General features: G+C 51.9%; 11 protein-coding genes and 1 riboswitch. Of the genes, 7 read left to right on the forward strand and 4 right to left on the reverse strand.

Annotated elements, in window-relative coordinates; all coding sequences use genetic code 11:
- Nucleotides 1–325: 325 nt before the first annotated feature.
- From metA to aceK, 4 genes are all read left to right on the forward strand, one after another.
- Entirely contained in the window at nucleotides 326–1,255 is a 930-nt protein-coding gene (metA, locus tag WBL83_RS21945) for a homoserine O-succinyltransferase MetA (protein WP_424591097.1), read from the forward strand.
- A 256-nt stretch (nucleotides 1,256–1,511) separates the two neighbouring features.
- A complete protein-coding gene (aceB, locus tag WBL83_RS21950) occupies nucleotides 1,512–3,110 on the forward strand; it encodes a malate synthase A (protein ID WP_424591098.1) in 1,599 nt (532 codons plus the stop codon).
- A gap of 152 nt (nucleotides 3,111–3,262) precedes the next feature.
- On the forward strand, nucleotides 3,263–4,570 hold the full coding sequence (aceA, locus tag WBL83_RS21955; RefSeq protein ID WP_424591099.1) for an isocitrate lyase: 1,308 nt from the start codon (nucleotides 3,263–3,265) through the stop codon (nucleotides 4,568–4,570).
- Between the two features lie 206 nt (nucleotides 4,571–4,776).
- Nucleotides 4,777–6,519 carry a bifunctional isocitrate dehydrogenase kinase/phosphatase gene (gene aceK / locus WBL83_RS21960; RefSeq protein ID WP_424591100.1) on the forward strand — a complete coding sequence of 581 codons (1,743 nt, stop codon included), beginning with the start codon at nucleotides 4,777–4,779 and terminating at the stop codon, nucleotides 6,517–6,519.
- 47 nt (nucleotides 6,520–6,566) lie between these two features.
- Here aceK and iclR read toward each other — a convergent pair whose 3' ends face one another.
- Entirely contained in the window at nucleotides 6,567–7,400 is an 834-nt protein-coding gene (gene iclR / locus WBL83_RS21965) for a glyoxylate bypass operon transcriptional repressor IclR (protein WP_424591275.1), read from the reverse strand.
- 309 nt (nucleotides 7,401–7,709) lie between these two features.
- Between iclR and metH the strand changes: the two genes are divergently transcribed.
- From metH to rluF, 3 genes are all read left to right on the forward strand, one after another.
- Nucleotides 7,710–11,393: a methionine synthase gene (gene metH, locus WBL83_RS21970; protein ID WP_424591101.1), complete on the forward strand. Its 3,684-nt coding sequence runs from the start codon at nucleotides 7,710–7,712 to the stop codon at nucleotides 11,391–11,393.
- 187 nt (nucleotides 11,394–11,580) lie between these two features.
- Nucleotides 11,581–13,209 (forward strand): Na/Pi cotransporter family protein, encoded by a 1,629-nt coding sequence (locus WBL83_RS21975; RefSeq protein ID WP_424591102.1) that lies wholly within the window; start codon nucleotides 11,581–11,583, stop codon nucleotides 13,207–13,209.
- 186 nt (nucleotides 13,210–13,395) lie between these two features.
- Complete coding sequence (gene rluF, locus WBL83_RS21980; RefSeq protein WP_424591103.1) at nucleotides 13,396–14,268, forward strand: 23S rRNA pseudouridine(2604) synthase RluF; 873 nt, start codon at nucleotides 13,396–13,398, stop codon at nucleotides 14,266–14,268.
- Between the two features lies 1 nt (nucleotide 14,269).
- Here the strand turns inward: rluF and WBL83_RS21985 are convergent, their stop codons facing one another.
- The 3 genes from WBL83_RS21985 to lysC all read right to left on the reverse strand — a co-directional run bounded on the left by WBL83_RS21985 (nucleotide 14,270) and on the right by lysC (nucleotide 17,135).
- Complete coding sequence (locus tag WBL83_RS21985) at nucleotides 14,270–14,542, reverse strand: DUF3811 domain-containing protein (protein WP_064541291.1); 273 nt, start codon at nucleotides 14,540–14,542, stop codon at nucleotides 14,270–14,272.
- Between the two features lie 197 nt (nucleotides 14,543–14,739).
- On the reverse strand, nucleotides 14,740–15,687 hold the full coding sequence (panS, locus tag WBL83_RS21990; RefSeq protein ID WP_424591104.1) for a ketopantoate/pantoate/pantothenate transporter PanS: 948 nt from the start codon (nucleotides 15,685–15,687) through the stop codon (nucleotides 14,740–14,742).
- A gap of 92 nt (nucleotides 15,688–15,779) precedes the next feature.
- Complete coding sequence (gene lysC, locus WBL83_RS21995; protein WP_424591105.1) at nucleotides 15,780–17,135, reverse strand: lysine-sensitive aspartokinase 3; 1,356 nt, start codon at nucleotides 17,133–17,135, stop codon at nucleotides 15,780–15,782.
- Between the two features lie 159 nt (nucleotides 17,136–17,294).
- Nucleotides 17,295–17,528, reverse strand: a riboswitch (Lysine riboswitch).
- Between the last annotated feature and the right edge of the window lie 351 nt (nucleotides 17,529–17,879).

The raw sequence follows: 17,879 nt of genomic DNA on the forward strand, positions 1-17,879 counted from the left end.
AGAAGTGAAACGCCGTAGCGCCGATGGTAGTGTGGGGTCTCCCCATGCGAGAGTAGGGAACTGCCAGGCTCCAATCAAGTGAAAAGCCCTGTACTGACGTACAGGGCTTTTTGCTGTCTGCAGTTTATGAAATTTCCTCGTCATCCTCATTATATTCCACTACTAAAACCGCCATTAATCAGCTTAATCTGCCGTATAAAAACCCTGTTCTTAAGTGAAACATTTTCAACTATCTTATGAATACTCGACATTTGACAATGGTCGCGTTATCTTCAGCTATCTGGATGTCTAAACGTTTAAACGTATGCTGTGAGGATAAAAGGTTATGCCAATTCGGGTACAGGATGAGTTACCAGCCGTCAATTTCCTGCGTGATGAGAATGTCTTTGTCATGACATCATCGCGTGCCAGCAACCAGGAGATCCGTCCGCTAAAGGTGCTCATACTAAATCTGATGCCAAAAAAGATTGAGACCGAAAACCAGTTTTTGCGTCTACTTTCTAACTCTCCTTTGCAAGTTGACGTCCAGCTATTACGCATCGATTCCCGTGAGTCACGCAATACGCCGACTGAGCATCTCAATAACTTCTACTGTAATTTCGACGATATTCAGGATGAAAATTTTGATGGTCTGATCGTCACCGGCGCGCCATTGGGTCTGGTTGAATTTGACGATGTCGCCTACTGGCCACAGATCGAACAAGTGCTTCATTGGGCAAAAGATCACGTTACCTCAACGCTCTTTGTCTGTTGGGCTGTGCAGGCCGCACTGAATATTCTCTATGGTATCCCTAAACAAACGCGCAAAGAGAAGCTGTCTGGCGTATATGCACACAATCTCACGTACCCACATGCTCTGTTAACTCGCGGTTTTGATGATACTTTCCTGGCGCCCCACTCACGCTATGCAGATTTCCCTGCATCCTTGATTCGTGATTACACCGATCTAGAAGTTCTGGCAGAATCAGAGGATGGGGATGCGTACCTATTTGGCAGTAAAGACAAGCGTATTGCTTTTGTAACGGGCCATCCGGAATATGATGCGCACACACTTTCAGGCGAGTATTTCCGTGACGTGGAAGCCGGTCTTAATCCTGATGTGCCGTATAACTATTTCCCTAATAACGATCCGCAGAAAAAGCCACATGCAACATGGCGTAGCCATGGGAATTTACTGTTCACCAACTGGTTGAACTACTACGTCTACCAGATCACTCCGTTCGATCTGCGTCATATGAATCCAACGCTCGATTAAGCGTTTCAGCATCCCATCCGCTCTGAGATCAAGGCACCTTCGGGTGCTTTTTTCTTACCTAAAAACACATTCCCTAATTGAATAATTTTTAACTTCATATTTATCAAAGTGATAAATTATTTTCATTTCAAAAATGGAAATTGTTTTTGATTTTAGAAAATCATGAAGTAGTCTTAACTCTGTTGAGTGAAAACCAGACACTGGACGTACCAGCTGAATTGGCATGACAGACGGGATAAGACGAGGGGAATATCCAATGACACAACAGACAGTTAGCGAAGAGTTGGCCTTTAGCCAGCCGTTTGGTGAAGCAGAGCGACAGATCCTGACGCCTGATGCAGTAGAGTTTCTCCGTGAGCTCGTCACCCGCTTTACACCGCAGCGTAATAAACTTCTGGCGGCACGCACCGTTCAGCAAGCAGAAATCGACGCAGGTAAACTTCCAGGTTTTATTTCGGAAACCAGTTCCATTCATAAATCTGAATGGACTATTCGCGGGATTCCGGACGATTTACTCGATCGCCGTGTTGAGATCACCGGGCCCGTCGAGCGCAAAATGGTAATCAACGCGCTCAATGCTAACGTCAAAGTATTCATGGCTGACTTTGAAGATTCTCTGGCACCGAGCTGGAGCAAAGTTATCGACGGCCAAATCAACCTGCGCGATGCCATTCGCGGGACGATCAGCTGGACGAACGAAGCTGGGAAAATCTACCAGTTAAAGCCTGATCCGGCTGTATTGGTCTGCCGCGTGCGCGGACTGCACTTACCGGAAAAACACGTCACCTGGCGTGATGAGCCTATCCCAGGCAGCTTGTTTGATTTCGCACTCTACTTCTTCCACAACGTGGACGCTCTGCAAGCCAAAGGCAGCGGTCCATATTTCTATCTGCCAAAAACGCAATCCTGGCAGGAAGCAGCCTGGTGGAGCGAAGTGTTCAGCTTTACCGAAGATCATTTCTCACTGCCACGCGGCACCATTAAAGCGACGCTGCTGATTGAAACGCTCCCAGCGGTATTCCAGATGGATGAGATCCTGCATGCGCTGCGTGATCATATCGTGGGCCTGAACTGCGGACGCTGGGATTACATCTTTAGCTACATCAAGACTCTGAAGAATCATCCTGATCGCGTCCTGCCAGATCGTCAGTCGGTCACCATGGATAAGCCGTTCCTCAACGCTTATTCGCGTTTGCTGATCAAAACCTGTCATCGCCGTGGTGCTTTCGCGATGGGTGGCATGGCGGCGTTCATTCCGAGTAAAGAGAGCCAGCGTAACGACTGGGTACTCAATAAAGTGAAAGCCGATAAGCAAATGGAAGCCACCAATGGCCACGATGGCACCTGGATTGCGCACCCGGGTCTTGCGGATACGGTGATGGAAGTCTTTAGCAAAGCGTTGGGCGACGATAAAAACCAACTGCAAGTTTTGCGTGAAGAAGATGCCCCGATTACCGCAGCACAATTATTAGAACCTTGCCCAGGCGAGCGCACAGAAACAGGGATGCGCGCCAATATCCGCGTTGCGGTGCAATACATCGAAGCATGGATTTCTGGCAATGGTTGCGTGCCAATTTATGGCTTGATGGAAGATGCCGCCACAGCAGAGATTTCACGTACCTCCATCTGGCAGTGGATTCATCATGAAAAAACATTGAGTAATGGCGAGACGGTCACTAAGGCGCTATTCCGCCAAATGCTCGCCGAAGAGATGTTCGTTATTCAGGAAGAATTAGGTGACAAGCGTTTCAGCCAGGGGCGCTTCGACGAAGCCGCTCGCCTGATGGAACAAATCACCACTTCCGACACGTTAATCGACTTCCTGACGCTGCCAGGCTACCGCCTGCTTGCCTGATTTCAAGGCTATTTTATTTGCCATTTTGAACCCGGGCTGTGCTCAGAATCCTCACGTACTCCATGTACGCTCCGGTTCTTGCGCGCAGGCCGTATCCAAACTGCCAGCAACAATAACGCCTGGAAAACCGGGCAGAAAATGGAGCATCTGCAATGAAAACCTCACGTACTCAACAAATCCAACAATTACAAGAAGATTGGACTCAACCACGTTGGGAAGGTATCAAACGCCCGTATAGCGCAGAAGACGTTATCAAGCTGCGCGGTTCGGTGAATCCGGAATGTACTCTGGCGCAAAACGGTGCGGCCAGAATGTGGCGCTTGCTGCATGGCGAATCGAAAAAAGGTTATATCAATAGCCTCGGAGCGTTAACGGGCGGGCAGGCATTACAACAGGCGAAAGCAGGCATTGAGGCCATTTATCTATCAGGATGGCAGGTTGCGGCAGATGCGAACCTGGCTTCCAGCATGTATCCGGATCAATCGCTCTACCCGGCGAACTCCGTTCCTGCAGTAGTTGATCGGATCAACAACACTTTCCGTCGCGCCGATCAGATCCAGTGGGCATCAAATATCGAACAGGGCGATCCGCGCTATGTCGATTACTACCTGCCGATCGTTGCCGATGCTGAGGCGGGTTTTGGTGGCGTACTGAACGCATTTGAGCTGATGAAATCGATGATTCAGGCCGGCGCCGCAGCTGTTCACTTTGAAGACCAACTGGCCTCGGTGAAAAAATGTGGGCACATGGGTGGCAAGGTATTAGTTCCGACTCAGGAAGCGATTCAGAAATTAGTCGCGGCGCGTCTCGCTGCTGACGTGATGGGCGTGCCGACGTTGGTGATTGCTCGTACTGACGCTGACGCGGCTGATTTAATCACCTCTGATTGCGATGAATACGATCGCGAATTTATCACAGGCGAGCGTACACAAGAAGGGTTCTACCGCACCCGTGCAGGTATCGAGCAGGCCATTAGCCGTGGTCTTGCTTACGCGCCTTACGCTGATTTGGTGTGGTGTGAAACGTCGAAACCGGACCTTGAGCAGGCACGTCGTTTTGCTGATGCCATCCATGCTCGTTTCCCTGGAAAACTGTTGGCTTACAACTGTTCACCATCATTTAACTGGAAGAAAAACCTGGATGATAAAACCATTGCTTCGTTCCAGGAGGAGCTGTCAGCGATGGGCTACAAGTACCAGTTTATTACCCTCGCGGGCATCCACAGCATGTGGTTCAACATGTTTGACCTGGCTCATGCCTACGCGCAGGGTGAGGGCATGCGACATTACGTTGAGAAAGTACAACAGCCAGAGTTTGCCGCGGCACCAGAAGGTTACACCTTCGTTTCCCATCAGCAGGAAGTGGGAACGGGCTATTTCGACCGCGTGACGACGATTATTCAGGGTGGAGCTTCTTCCGTTACCGCTCTGACCGGCTCCACGGAAGAAGAACAGTTCTAAAACAACCCTCATCCCAACCTTCTCCCTGAGGGAGAAGGAGAAAACCACGATCCAGTCCCCTCTCCCTCAGTTCACAGGGAGGGGAGAAAACCACGATCCAGTCCCCTCTCCCTCAGTTCACAGGGAGGGAAGAAAAACACGATCCATTCCCCTCTCCCTCAGGGAGAGGGTCTGGGTGAGGGTGGAAATTCGCGACGGAGTAACCCATGACGCGACAGCTGGAACTGTTAATTGCACACACCATTTTGCAAGGTTTCGACGCGCAATATGGTCGCTTTCTCGAAGTCACTGCCGGGGCGCAGCAGCGCTTCGAGCAGGCAGACTGGCATGCAGTTCAGCGGGCGATGAAAAGCCGCATCCATCTTTATGATCACCACGTGGGTCTGGTGGTAGAGCAATTACGCTGCATCACCGGTGGCCACAATACTGACGACGAGTTTTTATCGCGCGTTAAAGCGCAGTACACGCAGTTGTTGCCCGATTACCCCCGGTTTGAAATCGCCGAAAGCTTTTTCAATTCCGTTTATTGTCGCCTCTTCGACCACCGCTCGTTATCTCCCGAGCGGCTTTTTATCTTTAGCTCTCAGGATGAAAAACGCTTTCGCGAGATCCCTCGTCCGCTGTCAAAAACCTTTACCCCGGCTTTAGGCTGGCAACCCCTTTTGCGCTCGTTGCTAAGAGACTTGCCCTTACGTCTGCCGTGGCAAGATTTAGCGCGGGATGCGGGTTACATCATTGCGCATCTGACAGAAACTTTTGGTGCGGATGTTTTACAGCATGCTTCACTCGATATCGCTAACGAATTGTTTTATCGAAATAAAGCTGCGTGGCTGGTAGGAAAACTGGTGCTGCCGGGCGGAAAAGTACCGTTCTTGCTGCCGATTCATCGCACGGATGACGGACAGTTAGTGATTGATACCTGCCTGACCAGTACTTCCGAGGCGAGTATTGTCTTCGGCTTCGCGCGATCGTATTTCATGGTTTATGCCCCGCAGCCTGCCGCTTTGGTTGAATGGCTGCGTGAGTTGTTACCAGGCAAAACGACCGCCGAACTCTATATGGCGATTGGCTGCCAGAAGCATGGTAAGACCGAAAGCTATCGTGAATATCTGACCTATATTTCTGCCACTGATGAGCAGTTTATTGAAGCGCCGGGTATCCGTGGAATGGTGATGTTGGTGTTTACGCTCCCTGGTTTTGACCGGGTCTTTAAGGTCATTAAAGACAAATTTGCTCCGCAAAAAGAGGTAACGGCCGAACGGGTGCGTGAATGCTATCAGCTGGTTAAGGAGCACGATCGCGTCGGTCGCATGGCTGATACCCAGGAGTTTGAAAATTTTGTGCTGTCAAAACATCAGATTAGCCAACCGCTGCTGGAGTTGTTGTACCAGGAAGTCCCGGAAAAATTGACCGATCTCGGTGACCGCATTGCCATCAGCCATCTATATATTGAACGCAGAATGGTGCCGTTGAATTTATGGCTTGAGCAGGTGGAAGGGCAGCCGTTGCGCGATGCGGTAGAAGAATACGGTAACGCCATCCGCCAGCTTGCCGCGGCGAACATTTTCCCCGGCGATATGCTGTTTAAAAACTTTGGTGTCACACGCCATGGCCGCGTGGTGTTCTACGATTACGATGAAATTTGCTATATGACGGAAGTGAATTTCCGGAATGTGCCGCCGCCGCGTTATCCGGAAGACGAACTCGCCGCTGAGCCGTGGTATAGCGTGGCGACAGGGGATGTTTTCCCGGAGGAGTTTCGTCACTATCTCTGCGCTGACCCGCGTATTCGCCAGCTTTTTGATGAGATGCACAGCGACCTGTTTCGCGCTGATTACTGGCGCGCATTGCAGGAGCGTATCCGCAACGGCCACGTAGAAGATGTTTTTGCCTATCGTAAGCGCCAGCGATTCATTGTCCGTTTCGGCGATTTACAGCAGGCCGGTTAATCAAGAAAAGTAGGGTGGATAAGCGTTAGCGTCATCCACCATTCACTTTAGCGCCCGCCACCGTACGCCTGAGTAATCTCTTTCGCCGCTTTAATCACTAACGCGCCCAACTCGGTCACGCGGTCATCCGTAACGCGTGAAATCGGCCCGGAAATCGAAATTGCGGCAAATGCTTCATGATGCTCGTCGTAAATACACGCCGCCACACAACGCAGGCCCAGCGCATGTTCTTCATCATCAAAGGAATAACCGCGTTTGCGGGTTTGCGCTAAATCTTCTTTCAGATGCAGCGGGGAAGTGAGGGTCGCAGGGGTGTAACTGTGCAGGCCTTTGCGATGCAGTAACGTCACAACTTCATCGTCGCTCAGATTGGCGAGAAACACCTTCCCGGCACCCGATGCGTGCATGGGTAATTTGCCGCCAATAGGGGCGGACATCCGCATCAGCTGGGCGCATTGCACCTGGTCAATAATAATCGCCTGGTGATCGCTATGGTCCAGCACTGCCAGATTCACCGTTTCGCCGGAGTCTTCCATCAGCTTGCGCAGCATCGGATGCACTATCGCCAGCAGATTACGGCTTTGCAGGAAGCTACTGCCGACGACAAACGCGTGCGCGCCAATCGTCCAGTGCCCTAAATCACCAATCTGGCGAACAAAGCCAAGCTGCTGCATGGTGGTCAGCAGACGATGCGTCGTTGAATTTGGTAAGCCAGCCTGCTGTGCAAGCTCAGTGAGCGCAACGCTGCCATGAGATTCGGCAATCCATTCAAGCAGTTTTAACCCGCGAGTTAATGACTGAACCTGTCCGGTAGGCTGTGGAGCAACCACTGTGGCTGTGCGCGGTTTTTTTCCACGTTTGGCGGGAACGGCAGCGACCATAACTGACTCCTGTTTTCGTATCGTGGAAATCATTTTCGTTTTATTTGGCGAGAATGCAACCAGCATCAGACTCATCGGATCAGTCAGGTGAACACGTCTCATGTTCGATTGCTTTGCGACTATACCCTCATACTTCAAGTTGCAGATGCGTTGACTGCACCCGTGCGCCCCGGTCACATAGTTCACTATGCTCCCGGGGGCTTACGGCCTGGTCGCCTTTCTGCAACTCGAATTATTTTGGGTATATTACAACTTGTGACAGTATGGCTTGTTAGGCTGACAGGCTTGGGTAAACAGGTGGGAGCGAGAGTGAGCAATAAATTAGAAAAACTGCATCAGCAGTTGAAAGAACGCATTTTGGTGCTGGATGGTGGTATGGGAACCATGATCCAGAGTTACCGTCTTGATGAGAGCGATTTCCGTGGTGAACGCTTTGCGGACTGGCCGTGTGACCTGAAAGGCAACAACGACTTGCTGGTGCTGAGTAAACCGGAAATCATTGCCGCTATTCACTACGCTTACTTTGAAGCCGGTGCTGACATCGTCGAAACCAACACCTTCAACTCAACGACCATCGCGATGGCGGATTACCAAATGGAATCCCTGTCGGCAGAAATTAACTACGAAGCGGCAAAACTTGCCCGCGCGTGTGCTGACGAGTGGACCGCTCGTACACCAGAAAAACCACGTTATGTGGCAGGTGTATTAGGTCCAACCAACCGTACTGCGTCTATTTCCCCGGACGTGAACGATCCCGCGTTTCGTAACGTCACCTTTGATCAACTGGTGGATGCCTACCGTGAATCCACTCGTGCGCTGGTGGAAGGCGGGGCAGACCTGATAATGATTGAAACGGTGTTCGATACCCTGAACGCCAAAGCCGCTATTTTTGCGGTTAAAACCGAATTTGAAGCGCTGGGTGTTGATCTGCCGATCATGATCTCAGGCACCATTACCGATGCCTCTGGCCGTACCCTTTCCGGCCAAACGACCGAAGCCTTCTATAACTCATTACGCCACGCGGATGCGCTGACCTTCGGCCTGAACTGTGCCCTGGGGCCAGATGAACTGCGCCAGTACGTCGCCGAGCTTTCCCGTATTGCTGACTGTTATGTCACTGCGCACCCGAACGCCGGTCTGCCAAATGCCTTTGGTGAATACGATCTCGATGCCGATGAGATGGCTCGCCAGATTGGCGAATGGGCACAAGCCGGTTTCCTGAATATCATCGGCGGTTGCTGTGGTACCACGCCTGCACACATCGCTGCGATGAGCCGGGCCGTTGAAGGTGTTGCGCCGCGTCAGTTACCTGAACTCCCGGTTGCGTGCCGTCTGGCAGGTCTTGAGCCGCTGAACATTGGTGCGGACAGCTTGTTTGTGAACGTCGGTGAACGTACCAACGTCACCGGTTCCGCCAAATTTAAGCGCCTGATCAAAGAAGAAAAATATAATGAAGCGCTGGAAGTCGCACTTCAGCAGGTCGAAAGCGGCGCGCAAATCATCGACATCAACATGGATGAAGGGATGCTCGACGCCGAAGCGGCTATGGTGCGTTTCCTCAACCTGATTGCGGGTGAGCCAGACATCGCTCGCGTGCCGATCATGATTGACTCCTCAAAGTGGGACGTCATCGAAAAAGGTCTGAAGTGCATTCAGGGCAAAGGCATCGTTAACTCGATTTCCATGAAAGAGGGAGTCGAGCAGTTTATCCATCACGCAAAACTGGTGCGCCGTTACGGTGCCGCGATGGTGGTGATGGCGTTTGACGAAGTGGGCCAGGCCGATACTCGAGAGCGTAAAATTGAAATTTGCCGCCGCGCCTACAAAATTCTTACCGAAGATGTTGGTTTCCCGCCAGAAGATATTATTTTCGACCCGAATATTTTCGCCGTGGCGACAGGTATCGAAGAACACAACAATTATGCCCAGGACTTTATCGGCGCATGCGAAGACATCAAGCGCGAACTGCCGCATGCGATGATCTCCGGCGGCGTGTCGAACGTGTCGTTCTCCTTCCGTGGTAACGACCCGGTGCGTGAAGCGATTCACGCGGTGTTCCTCTATTACGCCATCCGTAACGGCATGGACATGGGTATCGTCAACGCAGGCCAGCTGGCGATTTACGATGATTTGTCTGCTGAACTGCGTGATGCCGTCGAAGACGTGATCCTTAACCGTCGCGATGACGGTACGGAACGCTTACTGGATCTCGCCGAAAAATATCGCGGCAGCAAAAGCGATGATGGCGCGGCCGCACAGCAAGCCGAGTGGCGCAGCTGGGACGTGGCAAAACGCCTCGAATACTCGCTGGTCAAAGGCATCACCGAATTTATCGAAGCTGACACCGAAGAAGTCCGCCAACAAGTTGCCCGTCCAATCGAAGTGATTGAAGGGCCCCTAATGACCGGCATGAACGTGGTCGGTGACCTGTTTGGCGAAGGGAAAATGTTCCTGCCGCAAGTGGTGAAGTCTGCCCGCGTGATGAAACAAGCGGTGGCGTATCTCGAACCGTACATTGAAGCCAGTAAAGAGAAAGGCTCAACCAACGGTAAAATCGTTCTCGCCACGGTGAAAGGCGATGTTCACGACATTGGCAAAAACATCGTTGGCGTGGTGCTGCAATGTAACAACTACGAAATCATCGACCTGGGCGTGATGGTGCCAACCGAGAAGATTTTGAAAACCGCCCGTGAAGTGGGCGCGGACATTATTGGTCTTTCCGGTCTGATTACGCCGTCGCTGGACGAAATGGTTAACGTCGCCAAAGAGATGGAGCGCCAGGGCTTTACGCTGCCGCTGCTGATTGGCGGGGCGACGACTTCTAAAGCGCACACGGCAGTGAAAATCGAGCAGAACTACAGCGGCCCAACGGTTTACGTGCAGAACGCCTCACGTACTGTCGGCGTCGTTTCGGCGCTGCTTTCACCAACGCAGCACGACGATTTTGTGGCGCGCACCCGCAAAGAATATGTCACCGTACGTACTCAGCATGGCCGTAAAAAACCGCGTACTCCGCCGGTTACGCTTGTTGCCGCGCGTGAAAACGATCTGGCATTTGATTGGGCAAGCTATACCCCTCCAGTTCCACATCGCCCGGGTGTACAGGAAGTGACGGCCAGCATTGAAACGCTGCGTAATTATATCGACTGGACGCCGTTCTTTATGACCTGGTCGCTGGCCGGGAAATATCCGCGCATCCTCGAAGATGAAGTGGTTGGTGAAGAGGCGCAGCGCCTGTTCAAAGATGCCAACGATATGCTCGACAAATTGCATGCAGAGAAACTCCTGACGCCGCGTGGCGTGGTGGGGCTGTTCCCGGCAAACCGCGTTGACGATGACATCGAAATTTATCGCGATGAATCTCGTACTCAGGTGCTGACAGTGGCGCACCATTTGCGTCAGCAGACTGAAAAAGTCGGCTTTGCCAACTACTGCCTGGCAGATTTTGTCGCGCCAAAACATAGCGGCAAAGAGGATTACATCGGTGCGTTTGCCGTCACCGGTGGCATGGAAGAGGACGCACTGGCAGAAGGCTTTGAAGCGCAGCACGATGATTACAATAAAATCATGGTGAAAGCGCTGTCTGACCGCCTGGCGGAAGCCTTTGCCGAATATCTGCATGAGCGTGTGCGTAAGGTTTACTGGGGCTACGCGCCAACAGAAAACCTCAGCAACGAAGATCTCATTCGTGAGAACTACCAGGGCATTCGCCCGGCGCCAGGTTATCCGGCCTGCCCGGAACATACCGAGAAAGCGACCATCTGGGAATTGCTGGATGTCGAAAACGTGGTCGGCATGAAACTGACTGAATCCTACGCCATGTGGCCGGGTGCGTCGGTTTCCGGCTGGTACTTCAGCCATCCTGACAGCAAATACTACGCCGTCGCGCAGATCCAGCGCGACCAGGTGGAAGATTATGCCCGTCGTAAAGGGATGTCGGTGACCGATGTTGAGCGCTGGTTAGCACCTAATCTGGGTTACGACGCGGACTAATTTTTTATTTTGTAGGTCGGATAAGGGTTAGCGTCATCCGACAAAAAAAGGTGGATGACGCTTGCGCTTATCCACCCTACAACTTCTCACTTTTCCTGTCCTGACACCACGAAACGTTTAATTACAGCCAATCCGTATATACTGGAAAGAGAAGGATTTTCTTTTCTAATAACTTCCCGGAGAACGCGTGCTTACTTTATTGCATCTGCTTTCTGCGGTGGCACTACTGGTATGGGGAACGCACATTGTGCGTACCGGCATCATGCGAGTGTATGGGGCCAATCTCCGTAGCGTGCTCAGCCGCAGTGTTGAAAAAAAACCGTTCGCCTTCTGTGCAGGTATTGGTGTTACCGCGCTCGTTCAGAGTAGCAATGCCACGACCATGTTGGTGACATCGTTTGTTGCCCAGGATTTGGTCGCTCTTACGCCTGCGCTGGTCATCGTGCTGGGGGCGGATGTGGGGACTGCGCTGATGGCGCGTATCCTGACCTTTGACCTTTCCTGGCTATCGCCATTACTCATCTTCATTGGCGTGATTTTCTTCCTCAGTCGTAAACAGACGCGGGCAGGGCAACTTGGGCGCGTGGGTATCGGCCTTGGTTTGATTCTGCTGGCGCTGGAGCTGATCGTTGCTGCTGTTACGCCAATAACCCAAGCCTCAGGCGTACAGGTGATTTTCGCCTCGTTGACGGGCGATATCATGCTTGATGCATTGATTGGCGCGATGTTTGCCATTATCAGTTATTCGAGCCTTGCCGCAGTTTTGCTGACCGCTACGCTCACGTCCGCCGGGATTATCTCGTTTGATGTCGCGCTGTGCCTGGTGATTGGTGCCAACCTCGGCTCGGGTCTGTTGGCGATGCTCAACAACAGCACCGCCAATGCTGCGGCTCGCCGTGTGGCACTTGGCAGCCTGCTGTTCAAGCTGGTGGGCGGAGTGATTGTGCTGCCGTTCATTCACATTCTGGCGGACGCGATGCAAAAACTCTCGCAGCCGGAATCTGAACTGGTTATCTATTTCCACGTCTTCTACAACCTGATTCGCTGCCTGGCGATGGTGCCGTTTGCCGGTGCGATGGCGCGTTTCTGCCGCAGCGTGATTAGCGAAGTGCCAGAAGTGGATGCGCGCATGAAGCCTAAGCACCTTGATGTCACCGCGCTCGATACTCCGGCGCTTGGCCTGTCAAACGCGGCGCGTGAAACCTTACGTATGGGTGACGTGCTCGAGCAAATGCTCGAGACCTGGAGCAAGGTCATGCACGGCGAACCGCGTCAGGAGAAAGAGTTGCGTAAGCTCGCGGATGATGTGGATGTGCTGTACACCGCAATCAAACTGTACATGGCGCAGATGCAAAAAGAGGAGCTTGCGGAAGTCGAATCGCGCCGTTGGGCGGAAATTATTGAGATGTCGCTAAACCTCGAACAGGCGGCGGATATTCTCGAGCGCATGGGCAGTGAAGTGGCCGATAAATCGTTGGCCGCGCGGCGGGCCTTCTCGCCGGATGGCCTGAAGGAACTGGATATTCTGCTGCAGCAACTTACCAGCAACCTGAAACTTAGCTTGTCGGTATTCTTCTCTGCGGACGTAAACAGTGCTCGCCGCTTGCGCCGTAACAAACATCGATTCCGTATTCTGAATCGTCGTTTCTCACATGCGCACGTGGATCGCCTGCATCAGCAAAACGTGCAGAGTATCGAAACCAGCTCGCTGCACCTCGGTTTGCTCGGGGACATGAAGCGTCTGAACTCTCTATTCTGTGCCGTTGCGTACAGCGTGCTTGAGCAACCTGACGATGATGAGCGCGACGAATACTAACCTGCAAGGCACTTTCTGAATTGAAGGTGCCTGTCTTTTCATCGTGCGTTTTTTCTTGTCGCTGATATTCATGCCGCTACCTGTTTTCTCGCTTTGCGAAATACCTCGAGATAAACAGACAAACTACGTGCTGCCTGTTCGCATCGCTCCTCAGGTAAGGTATATTCCAGGTTTTACGGAGGAACCATGCTGCCCAATTCATCTACACGTCTGAACAAATACATTAGCGAGAGCGGTATCTGCTCCCGCCGTGACGCCGACCGTTACATCGAACAGGGAAATGTTTTTATCAACGGCAAACGCGCCGCGATTGGTGATCAGGTATTTGCCGGAGATGTGGTGAAGGTCAACGGTCAGTTAATCGAACCCCGTGACGAAGACGATTTGGTTCTCATCGCGCTGAATAAGCCTGTGGGTATCGTGAGCACTACCGAAGATGGCGAAAAGGACAACATTGTCGATTTCGTTAATCACAGCAAACGTGTTTTCCCGATTGGGCGTTTAGATAAAGACTCTCAGGGGCTGATTTTCCTCACCAACCATGGCGATCTGGTGAATAAAATCCTGCGAGCTGGCAACGACCATGAAAAAGAGTACGTGGTCACGGTGAACAAACTGGTCACTGACGAATTTATTCGTGGCATGGGCGCAGGCGTTCCGATGTTGGGAACGGTAACCAAAAAATGCAAAGTGAAGAAAGAAGCGCCGTTTGTGTTTCGCATCACTCTGGTACAAGGCCTTAACCGCCAGATTCGCCGTATGTGCGAACACTTTGGTTATGAAGTGACGAAGCTTGAACGTACTCGCATTATGAACGTCAGCATGAAAGGGCTGCCGCTGGGTGAATGGCGTGATTTATCTGACGATGAGTTGGTTGAGCTGTTTAAACTGATTGAGAACTCTTCTTCCGAAGCGAAGCCTGCGAAAAAACCAAAGGCCAAACCCGCCGTGGCAAAAAAACCGGCAAGTGCAGGGCCAAAGAGCAGCGCGAAAACCCCGGCAGAGCTTGCTTCACGCAAACGCTTTGCCCAGCCAGGGCGTAAAAAGAAAGGGCGCTAGGTTAGCGCTTTCCGCGTGAATGGCTGTTGGCAGACCAGGAATAGGTCGCTGATGTATCTGGTTTTGCTGCTTTTTGCTTTTTGATCTGGCGAACTTTTTTAGCCGCCTGTTCACGCGCTTCCATTAATTGGTCGATATAAGTTTTTTTAACGTGGTTGATTTCTGAGTTTGTCAGGGGACGACCATGGGCGATGCGTGCGCGGTCTAGCCGCGTTTTCAGTTCGCGCTGCTCGGCTTCGGTCATATCTTGCTGTGTCAGTCTTGATGTGGACATTGTTGCGGCCTCTTAAGAAGTGGCCTCCAGTGTAAAGCAAACTGCCCGCCAGCTCAGTAAAAATCAGCTTCTGGTCGTAAAGTTCCTCTAAAATGTGGGTAAATACTGCCAGTTGCATTGGCAAGATTGTCAGCCTTTCGCAGCGTTAAAAGCAAAAAAGCCCGGTTTCCCGAGCTTTTGGCTAAATCAGCAATGAATTAAGCGCGACGTTTTTTCAAACGCTTACCTTTGTTTTCATCAATCGGTTTGCCAGACCAGTAACCCGCCAGAATCGAGCCGGACAGATTGTGCCACACCGAGAACAGCGCACCAGGCAGAGCAGCCAGTGGCGAGAAGTAGATCTTGCCGAGCGTCGCCGCAAGGCCTGAATTCTGCATACCCACTTCGATTGCCAGGGTGCGACATGTGGATTCATCAAAGCCAAACAGCTTCCCGCCCCAGTATCCGCTCAGTAATCCAATTCCGTTATGCAGGATGACCGCAATAATCACCATCAGCCCAACCGATGCGATATGCGAAGCCGAACCGGCCACCACGGCGCTGATAATCGCCAGAATACACAGCATTGAAAATGCCGGTAGATACGGCTCTACACGCTTTACCAGGCGCGGGAACAGATGGTGCACAATCAAACCGAGGCCAATAGGGATAACCACAATTTGCAGGATGCTCATCAGCATACCCATCACATCTACTTTGATATCCGCATCGACATACAAACGCGTCAGCAGAGGTGTGGCAAACACGCCAACTAACGTGGAAACAGAAGAAATGGTCACGGAGAGTGCCACATCGCCTTTTGCCAGATAAATCATCACATTTGACGCGGTACCACTCGCCACACTGCCAACCAGCACCATGCCAGCGGAAAGATCAGGTGGCATATGGAACAGCTTCGCCAGTACCCATGCCGCCAGCGGCATAATCAGGTAGTGCAGAAACGTCCCCGCCGCGACAGGCGCCGGGCGTGATAACACTCGTTTAAAGTCATCGATGCGAAGATGCACGCCCATACCAAACATAATCAGCATCAATAGCGTGCTGACCCATGGGCCGATGGGGGTGAACGTCGCGGGAGTGTAATAGGCGAGTACAGACAGCAGTACCGCCCACAGCGGAAACAGCCGGGTGAATACAGCGAGCATATTGAGATCCTTGCAAGTGTTGTGTTGTTTTATGGTTATAAAAATGCCGGGATCGAGCCCGGCATTTGGTATTCATTGCATGAGATTAGAATTTATTCAAACAGATTGTGGTGAAGTTTTTGCACCACTTGTTCGACGTCATCGCCAGGCACCAGGAAGCACAGGTTATAGCTGGATGCACCGTAGCAAATCATGCGGATATTGAACGGCTCAAGTACGCCAAACACCTCTTTGCCCACGCCACACGCTTTGGACAGTTTGTTACCGATGATGGCGACCAACGCGAGGTTTTCTTCTACTTCCACGCGGCATAGCGAGGAAAGCTCCGTCAGCAATGCGCTGGTCAGCAGGCTTTCATCAGTTGAAGTTGAACCGGTAGTATCCAGCGTCAGCGCGATGCTCACTTCGGACGTGGTAATCAAGTCTACGGAAATATTGTGGTGCGCCAGTATATTGAATACTTCGGCGAGGAAACCGTGAGCGTGCAACATGCTCAGGCTGCTTAGCGTCACCAGCGTTTGTTTGCGACGAACGGCCAGAGCACGGAACAACGGTGGATTGTCAGTTTCGTTGCAGACCAGGGTGCCGCCCGCTTTTGGATCTTTGCTGGAGCCGACAAACACCGGAATGTCACATCGAACCGCAGGCAGTAAGGTCGCCGGATGCAGGACTTTGGCGCCGAAGGTCGCCATTTCAGCGGCTTCTTCAAAGGCGATTTTATCGATGCGTTTTGCTGATGGCACCATGCGCGGATCGGTGGTGTAAATGCCAGGAACATCAGTCCAGATATCAACACGAGTGGCTTTCAGTGCTTCACCCAACAATGCCGCCGTGTAATCGCTACCGCCACGGCCAAGCGTGGTGGTGCGGCCTTTGGCTTCGCTACCGATAAAGCCTTGAGTAATCACCAGAGATTGCGCCAGACGTGGTTGCAACTGCTGACTCGCCAGCTCTGCTAATGTCGCCACATCAGGTTCAGCACGGCCAAAACGGTCGTTGGTGCGCATAATTTTGCGGATATCAAACCATTGTGCGTCGACTTTGCGCTCACGCAGGATCTCGACAAACAGCAAGGTAGACATCAATTCGCCATGGCTGACCAGTTCGTCAGTTAACGCGGTAGATGTCGCCAGTGATGCCGCTTCAGCAAGAGTGGTGATGTTTTCAAGCAGGCGTTCAATCTCTTCGCGGATGATCTGCGGATTCGCCAAACGCTCGACGATGTCATACTGAATTTTGCGAATGGCATCGAGCTTAACAAAACGCTGCGTCGCTTCCAGGCCTTGTGCCAGCGCAACCAGTAAGTTGGTGATACCCGCAGATGCGGAAAGTACCACTACGCGAACGTTTTCATCGGCAAGCACAACATCAGCACTGCGATTCATTGCGTCGTAATCAGCTACGCTGGTGCCGCCAAATTTGGCGATAACGGTTTGTGGGTAAGACATTACAACCTCGTGTCAGGGACCAGTCCGTCATTCTTCAGCCTGCATCATGTTTGGATGCACACGAAAAATTCCGGGGTAATGGCATTAAATTTTCAGCCTTGGCACAAGGGGGGGAGCGGGAAAGGGGCAGACGTAGAAAAGAAAACCTGAACTACGGATACACCCAGAAGCGCCCCACCTTGTCTACCCAGAGTCTGTACATTAGAACGCAATGTGTCCGGGTATAAGCATCCAATTGCCGAATGCTTCGGTGACAACCCAAGGGATTCAGCCCTTGTAGTCGATAACATACGCTGCCATACGCATATTATCTCGGCGTCGCTCCCCCTCCTGTGTCGTCTGCGGATTGGCTCCTCAGACACGATACCTGGGCGACGCGCCTCTTCTGGCTTACTCACAAGTGAGCAAGTAGCCGTATACAAATAAAAGGTAACGCGACAGATGTCAACGCCTGGAAGAGGCGGACTTTTCATTCTCTGCCAGTGCAGGCAGGATGCGGGATAAGGTCGGATGAGTTTGTCCATTTAACCGAATAGTTTTTCCTCCTTTCAGACGCTAAATTAAGGTGCTTCCCCGCGATTTTTATCCAAATAATCCAGCCAACCAAAATATTCATGTAGTCACGCCACTTTGATAGTTACACCTTTGGCGCACAGGCGACTCAGATTGCTCCTGTTGATTTTTTCTGGAAATTTTTATTACCGGTGGCGAAAACGCGCCGGGCAGGTCGACGATCCTTTCGCT

The organism is Buttiauxella sp., assembly GCF_049686335.1.
GTDB lineage: Bacteria > Pseudomonadota > Gammaproteobacteria > Enterobacterales > Enterobacteriaceae > Buttiauxella.

Bases quoted from the DNA above. Each gene is read 5' to 3' on its own strand.
- iclR (WP_424591275.1), bottom strand. From the start codon at position 7,400: ATGGTCGCTGCCGTTCCCGCCAAACGTGGAAAAAAACCGCGCACAGCC.
- rluF (WP_424591103.1), top strand. From the start codon at position 13,396: ATGCTGCCCAATTCATCTACACGTCTGAACAAATACATTAGCGAGAGC.
- aceB (WP_424591098.1), top strand. From the start codon at position 1,512: ATGACACAACAGACAGTTAGCGAAGAGTTGGCCTTTAGCCAGCCGTTT.
- lysC (WP_424591105.1), bottom strand. From the start codon at position 17,135: ATGTCTTACCCACAAACCGTTATCGCCAAATTTGGCGGCACCAGCGTA.
- WBL83_RS21985 (WP_064541291.1), bottom strand. From the start codon at position 14,542: ATGTCCACATCAAGACTGACACAGCAAGATATGACCGAAGCCGAGCAG.
- panS (WP_424591104.1), bottom strand. From the start codon at position 15,687: ATGCTCGCTGTATTCACCCGGCTGTTTCCGCTGTGGGCGGTACTGCTG.
- aceK (WP_424591100.1), top strand. From the start codon at position 4,777: ATGACGCGACAGCTGGAACTGTTAATTGCACACACCATTTTGCAAGGT.
- metA (WP_424591097.1), top strand. From the start codon at position 326: ATGCCAATTCGGGTACAGGATGAGTTACCAGCCGTCAATTTCCTGCGT.
- aceA (WP_424591099.1), top strand. From the start codon at position 3,263: ATGAAAACCTCACGTACTCAACAAATCCAACAATTACAAGAAGATTGG.